Here is a 25,006-nt window from a genome sequence, read left to right as displayed (position 1 = left end):
CAATATAACAAACACAACTATGAAAATGGACTTTCCACAGGTAGACTTGCCTACCGAAGTATTAGCATGGACGAATGTAACAGAAGACATTCTCAATATTTACAAGCAATCTTGCCGGTTGCAAGCATGTATTGTTGCCATCTGTACCGAAGGTTCAATGAAAGCCTCCATCAATCTGCTTGATTACGAGATTCGTCCTAATGACCTGATAACTCTGTTACCGGGAACAATCATTCAGTTTCGGGAGAGAACAGAAAAGGTATGCCTTTGCTTTGCCGGCTTTTCCGCGTATTGCTTCGGACGAATCAACCTGATGAAGAGTATTGGTAACGCATATCCCAAACTGATAGAACAGCCGGTGGTTCCTCTTAATGAAGAGGTAGCCAATTATCTGAAAGACTATTTTGCCCTATTATCACGGGCCAGTTGCAATGAAAACTTCGATATGGATGCTGAATTGGTTGAATTGTCTCTTCAGACTATCCTGACAAGCATACGATTGATATATCATAAATTTCCGGGTGAGAACGGTAGTTCGAATCGAAAAAAAGAAATCTGCCGGGAACTGATTCGTGTTATCACGGAGAATTATAAAAACGAACGTCGTGCACAATTCTACGCAGATGAGCTAGGAATATCTCTTCAGCATTTAAGTACGACAGTAAGACAAGTGACAGGTAAAAGTGTATTGGACACCATTGCTTATATCGTTATTATGGATGCTAAAGCCAAACTGAAAGGGACCAATATGACTATCCAAGAGATAGCATATTCTCTAAACTTTCCCAGTGCCTCTTTCTTTGGCAAGTATTTCAGACGATATGTAGGAATGACGCCATTGGAATTTAGAAACAGATAATTTATACGAAGGACGATAGAAAACATAAATGGTGAGTTGTAAAACAATGAACGGTGAATAAATTGCACATTATCCGCAAAGTATTCACCGTCTATTATTTGTTGTTCACTGTTCGTAAATTACAGCTTACTATTCAGTGTTTGCTGCTTACAGGTTCCTGTCTTTTTATGGTTCGCTTCTTATTTTCGTCCCAAACTCAAAGAATTGAGCACTACGCTCACACTGGAGAACGCCATTGCAGCACTTGCCAGCATCGGATTCAATAACAAACCATTCAGCGGGAACAAGATACCGGCAGCAATAGGAATACCGATCAGGTTATAAATAAACGCCCAGAAAAGATTCTGATGAATCAGTTTGACCGTCTGCTTCGACAATTGGAAGGCTTTAGGAAGCAACAATAAGTCCGATGTCATCAACGTCACCATAGCCACGTCCATAGCAATATCCGTTCCTTTTCCCATGGCAATGCTGACGTCAGCCAATGCCAATGCCTGCGAATCATTGATACCATCGCCCACCATCGCAACCTTCTTTCCCTGCATTTGAAGCTCACGTACAAATTCTGCCTTATCATCCGGCAGAGCATCGGCAACAAATCGTTCGATTCCTAAACGAGAAGAAACGGCTAGTGCAGTCCGTTGCCCGTCACCCGTCAGCATACAGATGTCAATCCCTTGACGTTTCAGTTCCTTCACTGCTTCGACAGAAGTAGCCTTTATCGGGTCGGAAACAGCAATGATAGCCAGCAACTCGTTTTCACGTCCAAAGTAAATGATGCCGTTACCGTCCGATTCATAGCAAACCAGCATTTCAGCCATCACATCGCTTACTGTCGCACTGAAATCTTTCAGGAGTTTATGGCTGCCTACCCAGTAAGTATGCCCCTCATACGAGGCTTTGATTCCTTTTCCCGTAATGCTTTCAAAGCTATCCAACGCAGCAGGTTTTATTTTTTCTTCGTCCTGAAGCGCAGAGACAATAGCACCGGCAAGCGGATGCTCCGATTTCATTTCCGCAGCTAAAAGTACACCTTTGAAATATGGTTCCTGCGACTGCGCCCATAACCATCCAGTAGCTGTAGGATGACCTTCAGTCAGAGTTCCTGTTTTGTCCAGAACAACGACGTCTACTTTGCGCATTTGTTCCAAAGCCACTGCATCTTTAATCAGAATATGCTGGCTGGCAGCTTTACCTATACCTACCATCAACGCAGTAAGTGTAGCAAGCCCCAAAGCACACGGGCAAGCAATGACAAGAACAGAAACAGCCGACAGAATACCATAAGAGATATATTCACTGCCACCAATGGTGACCCACAATACAAATGTCAGAATGGCAATGAACAATACGACAGGTACAAAAATCCCCGTAATACGATCGACAATGCGTTGCACGGGAGCTTTGCTGCCCTGCGCTTCCTGCACCATAGCGATAATGCGGGCAAGCACTGTCTCTCTGCCTACCTGTGCGGCACGAATGATAAATGAGCCACGCTGGTTGATCGTTCCCGCCAATACTTTATCACCTTTCTTCTTTTCTACCGGGACCGGCTCACCGCTAATCATACTCTCATCGACATACGAGTCGCCTTCGGAAAGCAGACCGTCCACAGGTATTTGCTCTCCTGGACGTACAACCACCAAATCACTTACCTGAAGTTTCTCAATCAAGATCTCCTCCTCCACTCCATTGCGCAGAACGCGAGCCGCCTTTGGCTGCATTCCCATCAACTTACGAATGGCTGTCGAGGTATTTCCTTTGGCACGTTCCTCCATCAACTTTCCGGTGAGAACGAAAGCGATAATCACCGCAGAAGCCTCATAATAGACATGTGGTTCCAATCCGCGGTCATACCAGAATTCGGGGAAGAAAGTGTTGAATAGACTGAACAGAAAAGCAATGGAGGTACTAAGCGCAACCAAAGTATCCATATTGCTCCGTCCTAATTTAGCCTGTTTCCAAGCTCCGGTGAAGAAACCACCTCCGAAAAAGACCATAACAGGGATAGCAAGTACCAGTTGAATCTCATTAGAATGTGGCACATGCATCAGTATCATAGAATATACCAACAATGGTACTACCAAAATCCACGCTCCAATCACCTTCCACTTCAAACGAGTGTAACGTTTATGCTGTTCCTCTTCCTGACGTTCTTCTTTGTGGGCTTCTTCCACAATCAGATCATAACCTGCCGCAAGCACAGCCGCACGAATCTCTCCGGGAGTCAGCTGCTCTTTCTCATAAGAAACGGTCAATGTATTGGTAGCAAAATTAACGAAAGCCTCAATGACTCCTGGCAATTTTTTTACTGTTTTTTCTACATTATTGGCACATCCTGCACAATGCATATTAAGCACAGGAAATGCCTTTTTTGTTGTGTTACTCATATAATTATTGTTTGCAACCTTCCCCTCCCTCTCCAAAACGAAAATTGGGGAAGAACCATCGTTTATTTGTAGAAACAAACTAATAGAGGTATTTGTTCAATTACTTCTTATCAGCCTTCTGATTATCTTTCTTTGTTTCTTTCACAAATTCGGCTTCATATTTGAACTTATTAAACCCTGCCTGCAACTTCTTTACATTCGTTTTTTCAGCGTCATACGTAATGGTTACCATTTTTGTTTTTACTTCGGTCGAAATATCCTTCAACCCTTTCTCAAAACGCATATTGTCCCTTACTTTCTTTTCGCATTTCTCACAGTGCATCTGCGACACTTTAAATACAACAACACGAATATCTTTTGCCAATACAGCTGTTACACTCAAAAGAGCCACCACGCAAGTGACCATCCATCTTTTTGTTCTCATTTTTCTTATCAGTTTAAAATTAATATTCTTTATTATACGATCGTTTCTTTCATTCGCTATTTCCTGCTTTTACTCACTATTTCTAGCTAAGTTAAAACGTATTCCGATATATCCTTTTGCTCCGTGCACCGGTCCCCAAATCATGGTAGAATCAAAGTTGTTCCCCCAAGGATTTGCTGCATCGATAATCGGATTCTTTTGTTTGAAGTTTGTCAGGTTCTCGCCTCCTACGTAGATAGACCAGCGGCGGAAGTAACGGGTCACCTGCAAGCTCAACTGCTCAAAACTACCATAACGACGTTCCCAAGACAACTGTCCGTCTCCCAACTCATAAGGAGTAGGCATCCTGCCACCGCCATTCAGTTGCAGTGTAGCGTCAAACTGCCATATTCCCAGCGGAGTTTGGTAAGAAGCCGTGAGTAGTCCTTTATATTTGCTGGTCAGCGGTTTCTCCATTCGTTCACCTTTGTAGGTCGTTTTTGCATCTGTGAGCCGGTAAGCACCTGTCAGAGTGAATCCTTTGAAGAAAGGATAACTTGCTTCCACTTGGAACACATGCGAATAAGAGCGTCCATCCAAATTGTAAAAAGCTACTTCATGGGGGGTGCTATCCATATCCACTATCACTTGTTTCAGAAAATCCGTATAATAGTATTCTGCATTCACATTCAGCGTTTTGCCGAATATAGGGATATAAGTAGAGACGCTGGCACCGTAGTTCCATGCTTCTTCCATATCCAGGTTCTTTGCTATTTCCACCTTACGACTGCTGGAAAGCAGGTAGTTGTTTTCCGCCAACACATGATTGTTACGGTACCCTTTTCCGGCAGAAAGACGGAAATTCACATAATCATTCGGATTGTACTTAAGATGCGCACGCGGAGTCACGAAGAAACCATGTTCGTTACTGTAATCACCACGCAGACCGGCCATTACCATCCATTTATCATTCAGGTTCAACGTATATTGCACGTAAGCACCGGGAACAGCTTCCTTTTCAAAGGCTTTGAGAGGATTGTCCGTTGTATTTTCCAAACGGTAATGTTGGTCATAAGCGTCATAATTGAAACTCAATCCTGCGGAAAAACTATTTTGCGGATTAAATTCTGTTTCAAACATCAGCGAAGCATAGACGTTGGTTTGATCCACATTATACAGTTTGCGTCCATACGTAGCATCCTGATTGTGTAAAGTGGTGGAAAGAATCAAAGCCAGATTCGTATTCTTCTCCTTATTAAAGATATAGGCATTCTTAGTGAAGAATTCATAGCGTTCTGTATCGATCCCTACTTTATACAGGTCACCGGAGTGCATTGTCCCTCCGTGATTGGCCTGTCCGCTGGTACGTGTTTCAGAAAGGGTTTTGATACCTGCCTGGAAAACATAATGGTCGCCCATATATGCCCACCGGTTCCACACATTATATTGTTCCACCTGCGGAATATCCACAAATCCGTCATCATTACCATCATGCGCCTTGGTTTCATTTTCGTAATGCGCCAGCAGAGAAGTGCTCCATCGTTTGGAAATTTTCAATGTAGCGTCCGCATTGGCTTCATACCGGTTGGTAGTGCTTGTAAAAAGATTGGCAGACACCCAATCGGCTTCCGGCAACTGTGGTTTTTTAAATTCCACGTTTATCTGTCCTGTGATGGCTTCATAACCATTCTTCACCGAAGATGTTCCTTTGGAAACCTGTATACTCTGCATCCACGGACCGGGGACATATCCCAATCCATAAGGAGCGGCGGCTCCCCGATAATTCGGAATATTTTCCGTCAACATCTGCACATAAGTGCCGGACAGTCCCAACAATTTAATTTGCTTGGCTCCTGTTGCCGCATCGGAATAACTCACATCTACTGAAGGGTTCGTCACAAAACTTTCACCCAGGTTACAACAAGCGGCTCTACTCAATTCGGCACTGCTTATCATGTCTTCGTTCATCACGCTACTGCGCAATTTCATTGTTCCCAGTTTACGAGTGACAATATTTACTTCATTCAGTTCCACTCCATCACGAAGCACAATATCCAGTTGTTGTTTTTTACTGTTCACATGAATCGTGTCGTTCTGAAAACCGATAAAGCTGACAATCAGCATGTGGCTTTTGGAAGGTTTAGTGATAGAAAAACTACCATCCTCTTTGGTTGTCACCCCTTGTCCTGTATTCATCCAAAACACATTGGCACCCGGAATAGCCTCCCCGGTACTATCTTTCACTGTTCCCCGTACTTGCGCATATATATTGCCGGCAAATAACAGGAACAGTCCTATTATCATATATTTCATTCTTTCTAAAGTTACTTTCGAGATACAAAATTAGTTCATTTCTCATGCAACTTAGTTGCATTCAGTGCTGCTTTACTTTCATGTTCTATTGAAAGCAAAGGATTAAATAAGAAAGAAATAGTGGCTAAATAATGTAGGTAGAATATAACGCCAGCTTCTGCCTCGAGCAGAGAAGTGGCGGAGAGGTCAGACTATCAAATTCTACCGGTTTATCCGCATAGGTCGGAGTCAGCAGATAGCAGAAATGCTCACATAAAAGATCGACTGCCAGAACTGATACGGTCAGTTCCGTAGAGTGTTTCATCAGGTCGAGCTTATAAATCGTAGCCGTACAACCTTTTTCTTTGCAGTTTTTCTTTGAATCGCAAGTATGAGACTTTTTACACTTCGGACAGCCTGTATCACAGCAACTCTGCAATGTCTCACAACGGGCACAGCAATAACGCACAATAGAGACTCCGCCTCCTGAATAGATAATCAGGAGAGAAAGGATTAGTGCTGTTATGTAGGCCAGTCTTTTCATTTCGGAGGACAAAGATAAGAATAAAAACAAATTTTCCTATCTATTTTCATAATTAAGATTCAATCCTCATTCAAAACTATAGATATACATGCATTTCTTACCAGTTATTCTCCCATCGACCTGCAATTCAGCAGACACACATCACAGACAGCTATGCCCCATCAACCAGGCTAAAGTTTGCAAGCATTAACAAGTAGATAGTATCCGGCAATCCTGTTTTAGAGGATAAATAGCTGCAAATTTTTCTGTTTTTATTAGCCCGATTCACGAATTTCATCTATATTTGTCAATAGCGAATAATAAAACGAATGTTGAATTCATAGAAAAAACGAGTATGAAAAAACAATATGTCAGCCTGCTTGCAATTATACTTTCGGTAAGCGGCTTTTTGTTTTCTTGTCATGACAAGATGAACAAAAATACAGGTGCGTTACAATTTGATAGTATTCAGGTGAATGAGACGGCACACCTCTTTAATGATACAGCCAAAGCGGCATGCAATATCATTATCAATTTTGCTTATCCGGTAAAATCATCGGATGATATGCTGAAAGACAGTTTGAATTCTTATTTCATTTCCGCCTGCTTCGGTGATAAATACATCGGCGAAAAGCCGGAAGAAGTTGTAAAGCAATATACCGAGAACTATATCAGCGAATACCGCCACGACCTCGAACCGATGTATGCCGAGGACGAGAAAGATAAAGAAGACGAATCTTCCATCGGGGCTTGGTATTCTTATTATAAAGGTATAGAGAGTCACGTGCAACTGTATGATAAAGACCTGCTTGTATATCGTATCGACTACAACGAATATACCGGAGGTGCACATGGCATCTACATGGCCACTTTCCTGAACATGGACCTCACCCTGATGCGCCCGCTCCGCCTGGATGATATTTTTGTCGGAGATTACAAAGACGCATTGACCGACCTGATCTGGAACCAGCTCATGGCGGACAATAAAGTGAGCACTCACGAAGCATTGGAAGATATGGGATATGCTTCTACCGGAGACGTCACTCCGACAGAAAATTTCTATCTGAGCAAAGAAGGAATCACCTTCTATTATAATGTATACGATATCACTCCTTATTCTATGGGTCCTGTAAAGGTAACCATCTCATTTCCTATGATGGAGCATTTGCTAGGCAGTAACCCCATTCTGGGAGAGCTGAAAAACTAAATTTCATAAAAAGCCGAACACCCATGAATATCCTCTTGTTATCACTCCCGTGTGGCAGAATAGGATATTCATCCGCTTATATCATTCAAAACTTATAACTCAAAACTCAAACAGTGGAAATCATACTGAAATATTTTCCTGATCTGACGGAAGAGCAACGCAAACAGTTTGCAGCTCTATACGACCTCTACATTGATTGGAATTCTAAAATCAACGTTATCTCTCGTAAGGATATCGAAAATTTATATGAGCATCACGTGCTCCATTCGTTAGGCATTGCCAAAACAATCCAATTTCGTCCCGGAACCAGCATCATGGACCTGGGCACAGGAGGCGGCTTCCCCGGCATTCCTTTAGCCATCTTATTTCCCGAAGTAACCTTTCACCTCGTGGACAGTATCGGCAAAAAAGTACGTGTAGCAACCGAAGTGGCAAACGCCATCGGACTAAAAAATGTAACATTCCGCCATGCCCGCGCAGAAGAGGAGAAACGAACATTCGACTTTGTGGTTAGTCGTGCTGTAATGCCTTTGGCAGATTTGATTAAGATTATCAAAAAGAATATCTCTTCAAAACAACAGAACGCATTGCCCAACGGACTGATCTGTCTCAAAGGCGGCGAGCTGGAACATGAAACGATGCCGTTCAAGCATAAAACGGTCATTTATAACTTGAGCGATAGTTTCGAAGAAGAGTTCTTTCAAACCAAAAAAGTGGTATATGTTCCGATTTAAATAAGACTATATGTGCTGATAGATGATAAATCATAAAGAAACCATGAAAATAAAGAGATTTGAATTTAATATGTTTCCCGTAAACTGCTACGTATTATGGGACGACACTAAAGAAGCAGTCGTCATCGATCCCGGCTGTTTTTATGAAGAGGAAAAGCAGGCTCTGAAAAAATTCATTCTTACCAATGAGCTGAATGTGAAGCATCTGCTGAATACTCATTTGCACCTAGATCATATCTTCGGAAATCCGTTCATGCTGAAAGAATTCGGATTATCGGCAGAAGCAAACAAAGCGGACGAATACTGGATTGACGAAGCACCAAAACAAAGCAGAATGTTTGGTTTTCAGTTGCAGGAAGAACCTGTGCCACTGGGCAAATACCTGCATGACGGAGATATGATCACTTTCGGACATAGCACACTGGAAGCGATACACGTGCCCGGACATTCACCCGGTAGCCTGGTGTACTATTGCAAGGAAGATAACTGCATGTTCTCCGGCGACGTCCTGTTTCAGGGTAGCATCGGCCGTGCCGATCTCACAGGAGGTAACTTCGATGAACTGATAGAGCACATTTGCAGCCGTCTGTTTGTCCTCCCCAACGACACTGTCGTTTACCCCGGACACGGCGCTCCTACGACAATCGGAATGGAGAAAGCTGAAAACCCATTTTTTAGATAATAAAAAATAAGTATTAAGTATCAAGTATGAAGTATCAACAGAGCGAATCACCCATTAGCCACGGTAATACTGAATACTTAATACCTAATACTTGATAGATGCCTAATACTTGATAGATACTTAATACTTGAAATTATTATGAAAACCGATTTGTTAGCTAGCCGTCACATCGGCATCAATGAACAAGACACAGCCCTGATGCTCCGCAAAATTGGCGTAAACTCACTGGACGAACTAATTGATAAAACAATTCCCGCCAATATACGGCTGAAAGAGCCGCTGGCATTGACTAGTCCGCTGACGGAATACGAATTTGGAAAACACATCGTCGAACTGGCAACTAAAAATAAATTATATACTACGTATATCGGTTTGGGATGGTATAACACGATTACCCCAGCTGTTATCCAGCGGAATATATTCGAGAACCCGGTATGGTACACTTCTTACACTCCTTATCAGACAGAAGTGTCGCAAGGACGCCTGGAAGCGTTGATGAATTTCCAGACAGCCGTGTGCGACCTCACTGCCATGCCGCTCGCCAACTGTTCACTTCTGGACGAAGCAACTGCCGCTGCCGAAGCCGTAAGCATGATGTATGCCATCCGTTCCCGTGCGCAACAGAAAGCCAATGCGAACGTAGTCTTTGTAGACGAGAATATTTTCCCACAAACATTGGCTGTGATGACTACACGCGCCGTGCCGCAAGGCATCGAACTACGTGTAGGCAAATATAAGGATTTTCAACCTTCACCGGAAGTGTTTGCCTGCGTTCTGCAATACCCGAACTCGAATGGAAACGTAGAGGATTATTCCGTATTTACAGAAAAAGCCCATGCCGCAGATTGCAAGGTAGCTGTTGCCGCCGATATTTTGAGCCTTTCCCTGCTGACTCCTCCAGGAGAATGGGGAGCGGATATTGTGTTCGGAACCACACAACGTTTGGGCACTCCCATGTTCTATGGCGGTCCGTCGGCTGCTTTCTTTGCTACCAGAGACGAATACAAACGGAACATGCCGGGACGAATCATCGGATGGTCTAAAGATAAATATGGCAAGCTCTGCTATCGGATGGCTTTGCAGACACGTGAGCAGCATATCAAGCGAGAAAAAGCAACTTCAAACATTTGTACCGCACAAGCATTATTAGCTACCATGGCAGGCTTTTACGCTGTTTATCACGGTCAGGAAGGTATCACTACAATTGCGTCGCGCATCCACAGTATCACTGTATTTCTTGAAAAGCAACTGAAGAAATGTGGATACACACAAGTCAACGCTCAATATTTCGACACCTTACGTTTTGAGTTGCCCGAACACGTCTCGGCACAACAAATCCGTACCATAGCGCTTAGTAAAGAAGTAAACCTGCGTTATTATGAAAATGGTGATGTCGGTTTCAGTATTGATGAAACAACAGATGTGGCAGCCGCCAATGTATTGCTCTCTATCTTTGCCATCGCTGCCGGAAAAGATTATCAGAAAATAGACGATATCCCGGAAAAAAGCAATATCGACAAGGCTCTGAAACGGACAACTCCTTTCCTGACACACGAAGTATTCAGCAAATATCACACGGAAACGGAGATGATGCGTTATATCAAACGTTTGGATCGCAAAGATATTTCGCTTGCACAATCAATGATTTCTCTCGGTTCATGCACCATGAAGCTGAATGCAGCTGCGGAAATGTTGCCTTTAAGTCGTCCCGAATTTATGGGTATGCACCCGCTGGTTCCGGAAGATCAAGCAGAAGGATATCGGGAATTAATCAAGAATCTAAGTGAAGATCTGAAAGTTATCACCGGATTTGCCGGGGTGAGCCTGCAACCCAATTCGGGTGCTGCGGGAGAATATGCAGGACTTCGTATAATCCGTGCTTATCTCGAAAGTATCGGTCAGGGACATCGGAATAAAGTCCTGATTCCGGCTTCGGCTCACGGGACAAATCCTGCGTCGGCTATACAGGCAGGATTTATGACCGTCACCTGTGCATGCGACGAACAAGGAAATGTAGATATGGACGACCTGCGTGCCAAGGCTGAAGAAAATAAGGATGGACTGGCAGCACTGATGATCACTTACCCTTCTACACATGGTATCTTCGAAACAGAAATAAAGGAAATTTGCGACATCATTCATTCCTGCGGCGCACAAGTATATATGGATGGAGCCAATATGAATGCCCAAGTGGGGCTGACCAATCCGGGATTCATCGGTGCGGATGTCTGCCACTTGAATCTTCATAAAACATTCGCCTCTCCTCATGGTGGCGGAGGTCCGGGAGTCGGTCCTATCTGTGTGGCCGAACATCTGGTCCCTTTCCTTTCCGGACATGGAATCTTCGGCAATTCGCAGAATCAAGTATCAGCTGCCCCATTCGGTAGTGCAGGTATTTTGCCTATCACGTATGGATATATCCGCATGATGGGTGCAGAGGGATTGACACAGGCAACTAAGATCGCCATCCTGAATGCTAATTACCTGGCGGCTTGCCTGAAAGATACGTACGGAATTGTCTATCGGGGAGCCAATGGTTTCGTAGGTCACGAGATGATTCTGGAGTGTAGAAAAGTACATGAAGAAGCGGGCATTTCGGAAAATGATATCGCCAAACGTCTGATGGATTATGGTTATCATGCTCCTACCCTCTCCTTCCCTGTTCACGGCACGTTGATGATTGAACCGACAGAAAGCGAGAGTTTGGCAGAACTAGACAATTTCGTAGATGTCATGCTGAATATCTGGAAGGAGATTCAGGAAGTGAAGAATGGTGAAGCGGATAAGGATGATAATGTGTTGATTAATGCTCCGCATCCGGAATACGAGATTGTTGGTGATCGCTGGGAACATTCGTACACACGCGAGAAAGCGGCTTATCCGATAGAGAGTGTACGCGATAACAAATTCTGGACCAATGTAGCTCGTGTAGACAATACGTTGGGAGACCGCAAGTTGCTACCGACTCGTTATGGCACGTTTGAATAAAGGTGATTTATTGGGAAAATCCATTCATTAGAAAAAATTCAATTCATTAGATTTTTTTTTAGAAGCATCTCAATAAGAAATAATCCCGGGGCTTAATGAATGTAAGCCCTGGGATTATTTTTATCAGCCCGGGGATGAATAAGCAAAAGCCTGGGACTGAACAAACAAGAACCCGGGGCTGAACAAGCAAAAAGAAGCTGTCTAAAAAGTTGGTTCTATCGTCAGTAATCATTCTATTTTCCGCCACGACAATCTTATCGGCTGTTTTTCAGCCGATAAAATAAAAATGCCCGCAAGAAAATATTTTTGTTTTAACATTCCGGTTTATAAAAACATGGTAGAAGAGTCTTCTTGTCGCAGTCCTTACCATGAAGAATACATTCGAACAGGTGCTTCAGGTAATCCTGAGGGTCTATGCCATTAAGCTTACAGCTTTCTATCAGAGAGAAGATGAATGCCGAGTTTTCTGCCGCATCCTCACTGCCTATGTTCATACAGTTCTTGAGCAACAGCTTTACCGGTTTCATCCTTTGTTCACAGAGGTTGTTCGATATTTCCGCTGCACCGTCCTTGAGGATATTTCTCAGGGACTTCCACTGGTTTAACGTATAATTGACAGCCTTTCTCATCAGTTCGTTAGCCATAATCTTCGCATCCTGCATCATCATGACCACCTTATGATGGATACTTTCAAGGATCGGTCCTGTAAGCTTCCGTCTTTTCCCCTTTATCTGCTCACCGCTGAGCTTCATGGTGCGGAACAGATCTTCATTCATGAACATATCGCCGATGGAGTCTATTATCTCCATCGCTGTCCTGTCCGAAGGCAAGGCGTCAACCCACAACCTTCTGCAGTGCGTCCAGCATCCTATATGAAGCACCTTTGAGTCTTCTCCATCAAACATTCTGTAAACCGTATATCCGTCAGTGGAAAGGGTCCCCATAAAATGTTCCAGGAACGACTTCGCCGCATCGGATGACCTGCTGCCGTTGTTATAGTGGTAATAGACCATCTTCATATGCTTTGCAAAGAATGCCCATAAGTACTTTCTCCTGTAAGCCTTGCCTTCCTTTGTTTCGACGCCTACAAGTTCGGTCGTCTCATCAACCATAAGATATTCAGCCTGCTGTACAAACCCCTTGAATACCTCTCCGATAAAACCCTTGAGTTTGGCGATTCCGTTATGGATATAGCTGTTCAGTGTGGTGTTGCTTATGTGGATGCCCTCTCTGGCAAGCAGTCTTATCTGCCTGTTCTCCGGCATGCTGAAGTCGTATTTCAGACAGAGCAGACGGGCAAGCAGTTCAGGAGAGAAGATGCCTCCAAGGTCTTTCAGCGGATGTTCCATCGTGTTCGCGAAAGTGCCGTCTGCAAGCTTTACCCTTGCCACCTTATACACATGCTCCACGTTATGAGCCCTTACATGTTCTATAACCCTGTATTCCCACACATCAGGCATACCGTTGCGGTTCATGAACCGTCCTCCTTCGGGAAGCGTGTAATACTCGTCCACTTCATGTACTACCACTTTGTCAACTTTCAATTTGGTTTTCACGGCACGTGGTGCAGTTTCCTTTCTTCTTGAAGGTTGGCTGTCCTGTGCAGGTGTGCTACCAGAAATGGTACTGCTGCCGGTTTCGTTACCGTCAGCCTTATCGTTGTCATCATCCTTTCTGTCAGAACCGTCATATTCGGACTTATGCAGTGCAGACTTGTCAAGGTTACGGTTGTTCAGCAGTTTTCTTTGCTCGGAAGTACGGCCGAAACGGTGTTTCCTGCTGTCCTCAAGCTGAAGCCTGAGATTGGATATCTCGTTTGCCAGCATCCGGTTCACCTCGTCTTTCGCTTCAAGCTGCTTTCTCATAAGCTCCATTTCTTTTCGATAGTTCTCGACTGTTACGGATAATTCATTGATTGTATCAACCAGAGCCTTGGAGTTCTCCTTATTGGAATTTTCAATGGCCTTAAGCCTCGCAATCAGTTCGTTTACCTGTTTGCGAAGCCCTGCCTTTTCCTCATTCGCCAGACCCAACTGGCAGCAAAGTAACTCGTATGCCCTTTCATCAATCATGATATAAAGATACGAAAAATCAGGCAGTTACGCAAACTTTTTACTGTTCATTTTTATTATTCCATTGGATATCAATACCTTGTTATTCATCTTTAGGGCTTACATACATCCTGTCGACTACGATGCTTTCCGTCAGGTATGCCATATCAGACCACTGGATCCGGTAGCATCTGGAAACTTCATCAAATACAGGTTTCTTGAATTTCCCCATAACAGGACGTTTCTCGTAAAGCACATAAAAACCGCGTTCATAATGAAGTATCTTCACAACCTTACGGTTCCTGGACATGAACATATAGACGTTGGAGGCATCGCTCGGGTCAAGTGACATCTCTTCCCTTATACTCTCACATAATCGGAAAATACCTTTCCGCAAATCCACATTACCGTTGAACAGATAATAGTTCAGGTTAGTACTCAGTCCAAGCATATCATCCTATCATTTTATTAAGCAACAAACTCAAATCAAGAACAGTGGTGTTTTTCAGAAACAGCGTTGCGCCTGATGCCAATTGTAATTTTACCCATCTTATCGGAGCTTCACCTTCGGGCTGTCTCACTTCCATTTTCACGGTTGGACTGTTGCAGGGATTGCCGGTTATCTGGACTTTGGCAACCTTGGGTTGATCAACCTGGACTGTCTTGCCTAACTTCTCACTCCATAGCTGGTGGCGCTGCCAGTTCATGAACTTATCGTAATTCACTCCATAATCCGCACAGAATTCGCGAAGGTCTTTGGTTTCGCAGCACAGCTGATAGAGGTCGTACACCTCCTGGTAGTTTACTTTTTCTTTTGCCATAATCTTTGTTAGTAATTGGTTATGGCGCAAAGATATGCTGGGTTGCGATGCGTGTCAAGGCGGAAAATAGAATGGTAATCATTCTATTTTCCGCCACGACAATTTTATCGGCTGTTTTTCAGCCGATAAAATAAAAATGCCCGCAAGAAAATATTTTTGTTTTAACATTCCGGTTTATAAAAACATGGTAGAAGAGTCTTCTTGTCGCAGTCCTTACCATGAAGAATACATTCGAACAGGTGCTTCAGGTAATCCTGAGGGTCTATGCCATTAAGCTTGCAGCTTTCTATCAGAGAGAAGATGAATGCCGAGTTTTCTGCCGCATCCTCACTGCCTATGTTCATACAGTTCTTGAGCAACAGCTTTACCGGTTTCATCCTTTGTTCACAGAGGTTGTTCGATATTTCCGCTGCACCGTCCTTGAGGATATTTCTCAGGGACTTCCACTGGTTTAACGTATAATTGACAGCCTTTCTCATCAGTTCGTTAGCCATAATCTTCGCATCCTGCATCATCATGACCACCTTATGATGGATACTTTCAAGGATCGGTCCTGTAAGCTTCCGTCTTTTCCCCCTTATCTGCTCACCGCTGAGCTTCATGGTGCGGAACAGATCTTCATTCATGAACATATCGCCGATGGAGTCTATTATCTCCATCGCTGTCCTGTCCGAAGGCAAGGCGTCAACCCACAACCTTCTGCAGTGCGTCCAGCATCCTATATGAAGCACCTTTGAGTCTTCTCCATCAAACATTCTGTAAACCGTATATCCGTCAGTGGAAAGGGTCCCCATAAAATGTTCCAGAAACGACTTCGCCGCATCGGATGACCTGCTGCCGTTGTTATAGTGGTAATAGACCATCTTCATATGCTTTGCAAAGAATGCCCATAAGTACTTTCTCCTGTAAGCCTTGCCTTCCTTTGTTTCGATGCCTACAAGTTCGGTCGTCTCATCAACCATAAGATATTCAGCCTGCTGTACAAACCCCTTGAATACCTCTCCGATAAAATCCTTGAGTTTGGCGATTCCGTTATGGATATAGCTGTTCAGTGTGGTGTTGCTTATGTGGATGCCCTCTCTGGCAAGCAGTCTTATCTGTCTGTTCTCAGGCATACTGAAGTCATATTTCAGACAGAGCAGACGGGCAAGCAGTTCAGGGGAGAAAATACCTCCAAGTTTTTTCAGCGGATGTTCCATTGTGCTTACAAAAGTTCCGTCTGCAAGCTTTACCCTTGCCACCTTATACACATGCTCCACGTTATGAGCCCTTACATGTTCTATGACCCTGTATTCCCACACATCAGGCATACCGTTGCGGTTCATGAACCGTCCTCCTTCGGGAAGCGTGTAATACTCGTCCACTTCATGTACTACCACTTTGTCAACTTTCAATTTGGTTTTCACGGCACGTGGTGCAGTTTCCTTTCTTCTTGAAGGTTGGCTGCTCTGTGCAGTTGCGTTATCGGAAGAGGTATTGCCACCAGTTTCGTTACCGTCAGCCTTATCGTTGTCATCATCCTTTCTGTCAGAACCGTCATATTCGGACTTATGCAGTGCAGACTTGTCAAGGTTACGGTTGTTCAGCAGCCTTCTTTGCTCGGAAGTACGACCGAAACGGTGTTTCCTGCTGTCCTCCAGCTGAAGCCTGAGATTGGATATCTCGTTTGCCAGCATCCGGTTCACCTCGTCTTTCGCTTCAAGCTGCTTTCTCATAAGCTCCATTTCTTTCCTATAATTTTCAACCGTAGTTGATTGCTTTTCGAGGGAATCTTTGAGGTCATTGATTGTATCAACCAGAGCCTTGGAGTTCTCCTTATTGGATTCTTCAATGGCCTTAAGCCTCGCAATCAGTTCGTTTACCTGTTTGCGAAGCCCTGCCTTTTCCTCATTCGCCAGACCCAACTGGCAGCAAAGTAACTCGTATGCCCTTTCATCAATCATGATATAAAGGTACGAAAAATCAGGCAGTTACGCAAACTTTTTATCGTTTATTTTTATATCATTTTACTGATAATCAATATATTAATATTAATCTTTTGAACTAACGTACATCTTGTCAACTACAATACTTTCCGTAAGATAGACCATGTCTGACCATTGTATCCGGTAGCATTTGGAGACCTCATCAAATACCGGTTTCTTGAACTTTCCCATGACAGGACGTTTCTCGTAAAGCACATAAAAACCGCGTTCATAATGAAGTATCTTCACAACCTTCCGGTTACGGGACATGAACATATAGACGTTGGAGGCATCGCTCGGGTCAAGTGACATCTCTTCCCTTATACTCTCACATAATCGGAAAATACCTTTCCGCAGATCAACATTACCGTTGAACAGGTAATAGTTCAGGTTAGCACTCAGTCCCAGCATGTCATCCTATCATTTTATTAAGCAACAAGCTCAAATCAAGAACTGTGGTGTTTCTCAGGAACAGCGTTGCGCCTGATGCCAATTGTAATTTTACCCATCTTATCGGAGCTTCACCTTCGGGCTGTCTCACTTCCATTTTCACGGTTGGACTGTTGCAGGGATTGCCGGTTATCTGCACCTTGGCAACCTTGGGTTGATCAACCTGGACTGTCTTGCCTAACTTCTCACTCCATAGCTGGTGGCGCTGCCAGTTCATGAACTTGTCGTAATTCACTCCATAATCCGCACAGAACTCGCGAAGGTCTTTGGTTTCGCAGCACAGCTGATAGAGGTCGTACACCTCTTGGTAGTTTACTTTTTCTTTTGCCATAATCTTTGTTAGTAATTGGTTATGGCGCAAAGATATGCTGGGTTGCGATGCGTGTCAAGGCGGAAAATAGAATGGTTACAATAGAATGGTTACCTATCGTCATTCTCCTCCTTTAGGAAGAAGGGGAGTTAGAGTTACTAACGACTTTTTAGACAGCACCTCATATCGTGAGATGGAATGTAAATCCAACTACAATCCTGAATATTTCTTCTACTTGACAATCGTTACTGTATCAGCTTTCACATTTTTCTCTTTCATCGGAATCTTTGAATCAGCATACCCCAAAGCTACGCAACCATAGACTTTATGATTGGCAGGCACACCTAATGAGGTTATATATTCACGAACTTCAGGATCATCACACGTTGTGCCCAACTGGTTGATCCAGCAAGAGCCGATTCCTAAAGAATGGGCAGCCAGAAACATATTTTCTATTGCACAAGCACAATCCATACCAGCCCACCATTGTGTAGGTTCGTTGGATACAATCACCAAAGTCGGAGCATGATAATAGCAACAATAGGTCTTGCTATGCCCACGCTCTTGCAAACGGGAATCATCGCTTTTTGCAAAAGCTCCTTTAATGCGCTCATTCAGTTCTGTCAATTTATCTGCATTTTGAATAGCTGTAAAGTGCCATGTTTCCAAATGCATGCCACTAGGTGCATAAGTTGCAGCTTCCAAAATAGCCAGCAAATCTTCTTCTGAAACTTGCTGACTCGTATAGGCGCGCACGCTACGACGCGCTTTAATGTTCTCTAAAACTTCATTCGTTTTCATGGATAACATTTTTTTCACCACAGAGGACACGGAGGACACAGAGGTTTAATCTTTTTTATTTACTATAGAGTAACACAGAGTCTCACGTATTTATCGCATTTATCGCTCTGTTTTACTTACGGAAAGAAAAGAGAGAAACCTCTGTGTCCTCCGTGTCCTCTGTGGTGAATTCATTAATTATTATTTACCTCTTAACTAGCCCAATCTTTGCATTCAGTTTGAAATAATAGATTCCGTTCTCTCTCTCCAAAAATCCGTATTTATCTTTCTCCAAAGCTCCTTTTTCCAACCGGGTATTTTGAAACAAAAAGTCCTCCATCACTTGTTTTTCTGATTTATGATAACAAAGCACCTCTCCACTTCCGCCTACCAGCAAGATTCCTTCCACAGCCGAATCCAATCCATTATAAATCTTCGCGGGACGCATACCTAAAGCTAATGCCATCAAGAACTGCTTCACCTTAAACTCATAAAACTTGTGCTTATTTATCAGTTCATCTTTAATCTTTAACGGATTCATTTGTTTGATAACTTCCGTCAGCTCGCTAATGCGAGAGATACCATCCAAATGCATCATACGAACCATTTCCGTCAAGACGCGTGGAAAATGCAGGTCAATCATTAGAAGATTGCTACGGAATACCCGGTCAGCTACATCAGAATACTTAAGTACACCGCCCAAACGTTCGATCATCATCATTCGTTCGGCAACTTCATTCGGAGATTCAGGCAAGGCATTGATCTTATTCACTGTGGGAGTGGCAAATTTAATTCCGCTCTGTTCCAGTTTTAGATTTGCAGCACGTCCTCCGTCCAGCAACGGATTCATCATCCCCAATCGCGAACGGACATTAAAACCTCTCAACGGAGCTTCCGGATGCCAAAATGCAATGGAGAAATCAGTACGATCTTCTGTTTTTGCTTCCAAATCGAAAATGGCGGCTTCGTCTAAAAACTCTTCTACTCCTTCCGGAGAGGTTACATCATTTTCCGAAGAAGTTTTCACAGCCTGCAATATCAGTTCTGCTACAATACCAAAATCCTCACGAGGCATTGATTTTACCCCGCTCTCTCCCACCATACGGATTGTATCTTCTTCAATATAATATTGGCGTGTTCCGTCATGTTCTTCGCGTTGAATCATTGCAATAGGCCAAGATGTTTCTCCTGCCTTTGCGTCTGCTGTGCCTAGCACTACTTTTCCGTCTGCCAGGAGACGAAAGAAAGAATAGAGTTCACACCATTCTTTTTTGGTTGCTTCGAATGCCATAATGTCTTTGTTCTTCTATATTTTACCAATGTTCTTTTATCCTAATTTTACTAAGAATATTTCTATCTCCACTATGAATTGCTTACTGATTGATAACCTTCGGTAAGGTGGCAGACGACACCATAGGAGGAAGTATACGGGTCACCTCTTCCAAAGGAGGAAGCTTGCCTACTTGTGCAACCAAAGGGTTTCGAATCCATTCTTTGGGAGTGATGATGATAAACCGTCCCGTCCAGCAACCGTCAAAATAGGAAGGATTGCCCGGCTGTTTTTTGATAGGATAACAGATATTTTCTCCTTTACTCCGCATCTCCGGTGAACGTCCGGGGTCATTTACCCACACATGTTGATCGTCAATGCCACGAAGCACCATCCAGTGCCCTCTCGGACCGGGACGCAAACCACGAACTGCTCCTGTATATCTCACGTTCACAAGCACAGGTATACCACGATCAATATAATCTTTCAATACGCAGTAATCTTTCTGCTGGAAATGTTCGGCACTTATCATGTTTTCATAATAACGTGTCAAAGAATCAATTTCAAAAGAATAGTAGCCTCCCTGCCCTATTGATGTACGGCGACGGAAAGGGGCACGTTTCTTCAGAAAGTAGTTGCGTTGATATTCAATCAGTTTCTTTTCTGCATCCTGGGCTGTACGTTGTGTAGCGGTCGTCATGCCTTTGAAGTAATCAAATACCATTAGCGAAGAAGCCAGAGAGCAATGCGAGTAAGGACATCCCGTGATTTTCTGCGAATACCACGGAACAGGAATATTGTTAGGAGCGAGTTTTTGAGCCTCCTGTGCTTGCAGCTGAACGCTTATCAAAGCCAAGATGCTTACAAACAGATTGAAAATGATATGATATTTATTTTTCATGCATTAAATATCTTACTTATAATACACTATCATCATCAAGAATCCGTGCTGTCTCCACTTTTTCCAAACGAGCACGCAACTTAGGCATCATCGAACGACGAATACGTAACGTCATACTACAATCCATATCATACGACTGATTGAGAATTTCCGGTTCCTCTTCTTTCACAATACGCATTACGTCATTCATGAAAGGATATTCGAACATCACCGTCACGTCTTCATCTACCGTTTTTTCTATAATTGTGGCAGCAGCAATAGCTTCGGCAGCGGCAGCCTTATAAGCCACGATCAATCCGCTTGTCCCTAACTTGATTCCTCCAAAATAACGGACTACTATAATCAGGATATTCGTCAGTTCATTCGAGTTTATCTGTCCGAGAATGGGTTTTCCCGCTGTTCCGGAAGGTTCTCCATTGTCATTAGCACGGAAATCCTTTCGCGCAGCCCCCAACATATAGGCATAACATACGTGCCGTGCGTCATAATATTTTTTCTGATACGTTTCAAGATGCATTTTTATCTCATCAAGAGTACGCACAGGAAGGGCTATAGCAATGAACTTACTTCGTTTTTCCGTATAAATGCCTTCGGAAGGTTCAATGATGGTTTTATAAGTATCTTCAGCAGTCATGCTGCAAAGATACGGCTTTAATAAGAAAAGTCAATCTATCGTTTGGAAATATTAATGTTCCACTTAACGATGAAATGTGGTTGGGAAGAATGAAATGAGGCTGTGTCAAAACTCAAATCTTAGGAAGATGAACTTTCAATTTGGAATTAGAACCTTCTAAAAGGATAAAGAAAGGGTCATATCATTACTCAAAATGGAGTTTGATACGCCCCTTTTTCATCCGATAGAATTTCCTAATCCAATTTATGAATTACCAATCCCGAACGAAGTTTCGGTTCAAACCAAGTAGTCTTCGGTGGCATGATATTACCTGTATCTGCAATATCCATCAATTGTTTCATAGATACAGGATAAAGAGCCAGAGCCACTTTCATTTCACCACTATCCACACGCTTCTTGAGTTCTCCCAATCCGCGGATGCCGCCCACAAAATCAATACGTTTGTCTGAACGCAAATCCTTTATGCCCAAAATTTCATCCAAAATCAGGTTGGAAGAAATGGTAACATCAAGCACGCCAATCGGGTCGTTATCATTGTATGTACCTGTCTTGGCTGTCAGACTGTACCATTTGCCATCCAAATAGAGTGAGAAGTTATGTAAGCTAGCTGGTTTATAGATATCAGCACCCTTCTCTTCTACTATAAAGTTTTTATCAAGTGCAGCCAGGAATTGTTCGGGAGTCAAACCATTGAGATCTTTCACTACACGGTTATAATCGATGATGGTTAGCTGGTTTGCAGGGAAGCAAACAGCCATGAAGTAGTTATATTCTTCATCACCCCGATGATTCGGATTTTGCTTTGCTTTCTCTGCTCCCACTAGTGCAGCAGCGGCAGAGCGATGGTGTCCGTCGGCAATATAAAGTGCCGGCATCTTAGCAAACTCGGCAGTAATAGCAGCAATATCCTCATCTTGATCGACAATCCAGAAAGTATGTCCAAAACCATCTCCTGGAGCGATGAAGTCATAAACAGGCTTGCTTGCCGTATACTTCTTGATAATAATATCCAGCTTCTCATTATCTGGATAAGCAAAGAAAACAGGTTCGATGTTAGCGTTGTTCACACGGACATGCTTCATGCGGTCTTCTTCCTTGTCACGACGGGTAAGCTCATGTTTTTTGATAACCCCATTCATATAATCGGGAACGTATGCTCCAACTACCAATCCGTATTGTGTTTTCCCGTTCATCGTTTGGGCATAGATATAATAATTTTCCTTATTATCCTGCACCAACCAGCCTTTGTCCTGAAACAGCTGGAAGTTCTCGGCAGCTTTAGCATATACCTGTCCGTCGTGTTCATCCGTACCGACAGGGAAATCTATTTCCGGTTTAATAATATGATAAAGAGACTTTTCATTACCTTCCGCTTCTGTGCGGGCTTCTTCTGAATTCAATACATCATAAGGACGTGAAGCGACTTGTTCTACAAGGTCTTGTGGAGGACGAACACCCCTGAAAGGTTTAATTATTGCCATGATATTAGTATTTTATATGTAAAAAATGAAAGCCACAGACTTATTGAAAATCTGTGGCTCAAATATACTACTTATTTCTAAAAGAATCTTATTTGTTTACTCTGAATTTCTCGCAACCATCTTTCAGGAAGCCTACAATTTGTTGAGCGGCAGCAATACCGGCATTGATATTTGCTTCAGCAGTTTGAGCCCCCATCTTCTTTGGAGTTGAGAAATAACGTCCGGCAAATTTCTCTGCAAATTCTGCGTTAGCAGCAGGCATAATATCTGTGATATATTTGAAATCAGCACGATCTTCCATCAATTTAATCAGCTCTGCTTCGTTGATAACTTCCTTACGGGCAGTGTTTACCAACATAGCACCTTTCGGCATATCTTTCAACAGAGCATAATTGATAGAATTTTTCGTTTCGGCAGTTGCCGGAATATGCAGAGATACTACTTGGCAAGTCTTATACAGTTCTTCTGCCGAATCAAGTGCTTTCACACCATCTTTTTCGATTACTTCTTTCGGGCAGAATGCGTCGAAAGCATACACTTCCATTCCGAAACCTTTGGCAATGCGGGCTACATTACGACCTACGTTTCCATAAGCATGAATACCCAGTTTCTTGCCCATCAGTTCTGTACCGGAAGTTCCGTTATAGAAGTTACGGACAGCATATACCATCATACCCAAAGCAAGTTCGGCAACAGCATTAGCGTTTTGTCCCGGAGTGTTCATCACACATACGTTGTGAGCAGTGGCGGCAGCTAGGTCAACGTTGTCATATCCCGCACCGGCACGTACTACGATTTTCAATTCTTTGGCAGCATCAAGCACCTCTGCATCAATAATATCGCTACGGATAATGATAGCATTAGCATCTTTCACTGCATCCAGCAATTGAGCCTTATCTGTATATTTCTCAAGTAAAGCAAGCTCGAATCCGGCTGCTTCTATTTCTTTACGGATACCGTCTACTGCAACTTTAGCAAACGGTTTTTCTGTAGCTACAAGTACTTTCATAATTTAATTCTATTTATAAAGACTCACCACAGATTACGCAGATTTTCACAGATGATAGAATTTAGGACTCTGTGCTAATCCGTGTAATCTGTGGTGAAAATAATATATTAATGAAGTTTTTCAAATTCCTGCATACAGTCGATCAAAGCTTGTACGCTTTCTTTCGGAAGAGCATTGTAGCAAGATGCACGGAAACCACCCACAGAACGATGTCCCTTGATACCTACCATACCTCTTTCAGTGGCAAACTTCAAAAAGTCAGCTTCAAGGTCTTTGTATTCGGAAGCCATCACGAAGCAGATATTCATGCGTGAACGGTCTTCTTTGGCAACAGTGCCCACGAACATTTTGTTACGGTCGATTTCAGCATACAACATATCCGCTTTTTCAATGGCACGACGTTCCATTTCTTTCACACCACCCTGTGCTTTGATCCAACGAAGGTTCAGCAATGCAGTATAGATGGGCACTACCGGAGGAGTATTGAACATAGAGCCATTATCAATGTGTGTCTGATAGTTCAGCATTGACGGGATGTAGCGGGAAACTTTACCTACAGCGTCATTCTTAACAATAACGAATGTAACACCTGCAGGAGCCAGATTTTTCTGCGCACCACCATAAATACAGATATATTTAGAGACGTCGATCGGACGTGAGAAAATATCAGAAGACATATCGGCAATCATCGGAACCGGAGAATCGAGGTCTTTCTTCAATTCTGTACCGTAAATCGTGTTGTTAGTAGTAATGTGGAAATAATCTGCGTCTGTCGGGATTGTGTAATCTTTTGGGATATACGTATATGTAGCTTCAGCAGAGGAAGCAACTTCTACAACTTCGCCAAACCCTTTAGCTTCCTTCATTGCTTTCTTAGCCCACACACCGGTGTTCAGATAAGCAGCTTTTTTTTCCAGGAAGTTATAAGGAACCATGCAGAACTCCATACTAGCACCTCCACCCAGGAACAGTACCGAATAACCTTCGGGGATATTAAGTAATTCCTTGAATAATGCCTCTGCTTCGTCAACCACAGGTTGGAAGTCTTTGGCACGGTGACTGATTTCCATCAAAGAGAGACCAGAGCCGTTGAAATCTAAAATAGCCTTCGCTGTATCCTCTATCACCTCACGCGGAAGAATGGAAGGTCCTGCATTGAAATTATGCTTTTTCATTTGAAGTTTGTTTTTGGTTTAACAATTTCGTTACTTTTGTCTTTTGACCTTGCGAATTTACGAATTTATTCCCACCGCACAA

General features: G+C 43.2%; 22 protein-coding genes. 5 read left to right on the top strand and 17 right to left on the bottom strand.

Going from position 1 to position 25,006, the window contains the following annotated elements:
* Nucleotides 1-19 precede the first annotated feature (19 nt).
* Nucleotides 20-859, top strand: a complete 840-nt coding sequence (locus tag A4V03_RS07510) for a helix-turn-helix domain-containing protein (protein ID WP_065538479.1) — start codon at nucleotides 20-22, stop codon at nucleotides 857-859.
* 179 nt (nucleotides 860-1,038) lie between these two features.
* Here the strand turns inward: A4V03_RS07510 and A4V03_RS07505 are convergent, their stop codons facing one another.
* The 4 genes from A4V03_RS07505 to A4V03_RS07490 form a co-directional block, all read right to left on the bottom strand.
* On the bottom strand, nucleotides 1,039-3,249 hold the full coding sequence (locus A4V03_RS07505; RefSeq protein WP_065538478.1) for a heavy metal translocating P-type ATPase: 2,211 nt from the start codon (nucleotides 3,247-3,249) through the stop codon (nucleotides 1,039-1,041).
* Between the two features lie 100 nt (nucleotides 3,250-3,349).
* Nucleotides 3,350-3,673 (bottom strand): heavy-metal-associated domain-containing protein, encoded by a 324-nt coding sequence (locus tag A4V03_RS07500; RefSeq protein ID WP_065538477.1) that lies wholly within the window; start codon nucleotides 3,671-3,673, stop codon nucleotides 3,350-3,352.
* A 69-nt stretch (nucleotides 3,674-3,742) separates the two neighbouring features.
* Nucleotides 3,743-5,965: a TonB-dependent receptor gene (locus A4V03_RS07495; protein WP_065538476.1), complete on the bottom strand. Its 2,223-nt coding sequence runs from the start codon at nucleotides 5,963-5,965 to the stop codon at nucleotides 3,743-3,745.
* A gap of 124 nt (nucleotides 5,966-6,089) precedes the next feature.
* Entirely contained in the window at nucleotides 6,090-6,488 is a 399-nt protein-coding gene (locus A4V03_RS07490) for a hypothetical protein (protein WP_065538475.1), read from the bottom strand.
* A 334-nt stretch (nucleotides 6,489-6,822) separates the two neighbouring features.
* Here A4V03_RS07490 and A4V03_RS07485 point away from each other — a divergent pair, with 334 nt between their 5' ends.
* The 4 genes from A4V03_RS07485 (at nucleotide 6,823) to gcvP (ending at nucleotide 12,078) form a co-directional block, all read left to right on the top strand.
* Complete coding sequence (locus A4V03_RS07485; protein ID WP_065540338.1) at nucleotides 6,823-7,674, top strand: RsiV family protein; 852 nt, start codon at nucleotides 6,823-6,825, stop codon at nucleotides 7,672-7,674.
* A 113-nt stretch (nucleotides 7,675-7,787) separates the two neighbouring features.
* Nucleotides 7,788-8,408: a 16S rRNA (guanine(527)-N(7))-methyltransferase RsmG gene (gene rsmG, locus A4V03_RS07480; protein ID WP_049702941.1), complete on the top strand. Its 621-nt coding sequence runs from the start codon at nucleotides 7,788-7,790 to the stop codon at nucleotides 8,406-8,408.
* Nucleotides 8,409-8,451: 43 nt separating this feature from the next.
* Entirely contained in the window at nucleotides 8,452-9,090 is a 639-nt protein-coding gene (locus A4V03_RS07475; RefSeq protein WP_065540337.1) for an MBL fold metallo-hydrolase, read from the top strand.
* Nucleotides 9,091-9,228: 138 nt separating this feature from the next.
* A complete protein-coding gene (gene gcvP / locus A4V03_RS07470; RefSeq protein ID WP_065538474.1) occupies nucleotides 9,229-12,078 on the top strand; it encodes an aminomethyl-transferring glycine dehydrogenase in 2,850 nt (949 codons plus the stop codon).
* A 311-nt stretch (nucleotides 12,079-12,389) separates the two neighbouring features.
* Here gcvP and tnpC (A4V03_RS07465) read toward each other — a convergent pair whose 3' ends face one another.
* The 13 genes from tnpC (A4V03_RS07465) to serC form a co-directional block, all read right to left on the bottom strand.
* The gene (tnpC, locus tag A4V03_RS07465; RefSeq protein ID WP_065538473.1) at nucleotides 12,390-14,150 is read right to left on the bottom strand and encodes an IS66 family transposase; all 1,761 of its coding nucleotides are present in this window, start codon (nucleotides 14,148-14,150) and stop codon (nucleotides 12,390-12,392) included.
* 82 nt (nucleotides 14,151-14,232) lie between these two features.
* Nucleotides 14,233-14,580, bottom strand: a complete 348-nt coding sequence (gene tnpB, locus A4V03_RS07460; protein WP_065538472.1) for an IS66 family insertion sequence element accessory protein TnpB — start codon at nucleotides 14,578-14,580, stop codon at nucleotides 14,233-14,235.
* Between the two features lies 1 nt (nucleotide 14,581).
* Nucleotides 14,582-14,950 carry a hypothetical protein gene (locus A4V03_RS07455; RefSeq protein ID WP_065538471.1) on the bottom strand — a complete coding sequence of 123 codons (369 nt, stop codon included), beginning with the start codon at nucleotides 14,948-14,950 and terminating at the stop codon, nucleotides 14,582-14,584.
* A 161-nt stretch (nucleotides 14,951-15,111) separates the two neighbouring features.
* Nucleotides 15,112-16,893, bottom strand: a complete 1,782-nt coding sequence (tnpC, locus tag A4V03_RS07450; protein ID WP_065538470.1) for an IS66 family transposase — start codon at nucleotides 16,891-16,893, stop codon at nucleotides 15,112-15,114.
* 87 nt (nucleotides 16,894-16,980) lie between these two features.
* Nucleotides 16,981-17,325 (bottom strand): IS66 family insertion sequence element accessory protein TnpB, encoded by a 345-nt coding sequence (gene tnpB / locus A4V03_RS07445; RefSeq protein WP_065538242.1) that lies wholly within the window; start codon nucleotides 17,323-17,325, stop codon nucleotides 16,981-16,983.
* Between the two features lies 1 nt (nucleotide 17,326).
* Nucleotides 17,327-17,695: a hypothetical protein gene (locus A4V03_RS07440; protein WP_016272333.1), complete on the bottom strand. Its 369-nt coding sequence runs from the start codon at nucleotides 17,693-17,695 to the stop codon at nucleotides 17,327-17,329.
* A gap of 210 nt (nucleotides 17,696-17,905) precedes the next feature.
* The gene (locus A4V03_RS07435; RefSeq protein ID WP_065538469.1) at nucleotides 17,906-18,475 is read right to left on the bottom strand and encodes a nitroreductase family protein; all 570 of its coding nucleotides are present in this window, start codon (nucleotides 18,473-18,475) and stop codon (nucleotides 17,906-17,908) included.
* Between the two features lie 184 nt (nucleotides 18,476-18,659).
* Nucleotides 18,660-19,745, bottom strand: a complete 1,086-nt coding sequence (locus A4V03_RS07430; protein WP_065538468.1) for an HpaII family restriction endonuclease — start codon at nucleotides 19,743-19,745, stop codon at nucleotides 18,660-18,662.
* A gap of 82 nt (nucleotides 19,746-19,827) precedes the next feature.
* Nucleotides 19,828-20,625, bottom strand: a complete 798-nt coding sequence (locus A4V03_RS07425; RefSeq protein ID WP_236588649.1) for a C39 family peptidase — start codon at nucleotides 20,623-20,625, stop codon at nucleotides 19,828-19,830.
* Nucleotides 20,626-20,641: 16 nt separating this feature from the next.
* The gene (locus A4V03_RS07420) at nucleotides 20,642-21,259 is read right to left on the bottom strand and encodes an IMPACT family protein (protein WP_065538467.1); all 618 of its coding nucleotides are present in this window, start codon (nucleotides 21,257-21,259) and stop codon (nucleotides 20,642-20,644) included.
* Nucleotides 21,260-21,492: 233 nt separating this feature from the next.
* Nucleotides 21,493-22,740 (bottom strand): DUF1015 domain-containing protein, encoded by a 1,248-nt coding sequence (locus A4V03_RS07415; RefSeq protein WP_065538466.1) that lies wholly within the window; start codon nucleotides 22,738-22,740, stop codon nucleotides 21,493-21,495.
* Nucleotides 22,741-22,828: 88 nt separating this feature from the next.
* Nucleotides 22,829-23,749: an NAD(P)-dependent oxidoreductase gene (locus tag A4V03_RS07410; protein ID WP_065538465.1), complete on the bottom strand. Its 921-nt coding sequence runs from the start codon at nucleotides 23,747-23,749 to the stop codon at nucleotides 22,829-22,831.
* A 107-nt stretch (nucleotides 23,750-23,856) separates the two neighbouring features.
* Nucleotides 23,857-24,924: a 3-phosphoserine/phosphohydroxythreonine transaminase gene (gene serC / locus A4V03_RS07405; protein ID WP_065538464.1), complete on the bottom strand. Its 1,068-nt coding sequence runs from the start codon at nucleotides 24,922-24,924 to the stop codon at nucleotides 23,857-23,859.
* Nucleotides 24,925-25,006: the final 82 nt, after the last annotated feature.

Origin of the sequence: Bacteroides caecimuris (assembly GCF_001688725.2) — a bacterium.
Taxonomy (GTDB): domain Bacteria; phylum Bacteroidota; class Bacteroidia; order Bacteroidales; family Bacteroidaceae; genus Bacteroides; species Bacteroides caecimuris.
The sequence above is the reverse complement of the archived record's forward strand: the minus strand, read 5'-3'. Positions and strand labels throughout refer to the sequence as shown.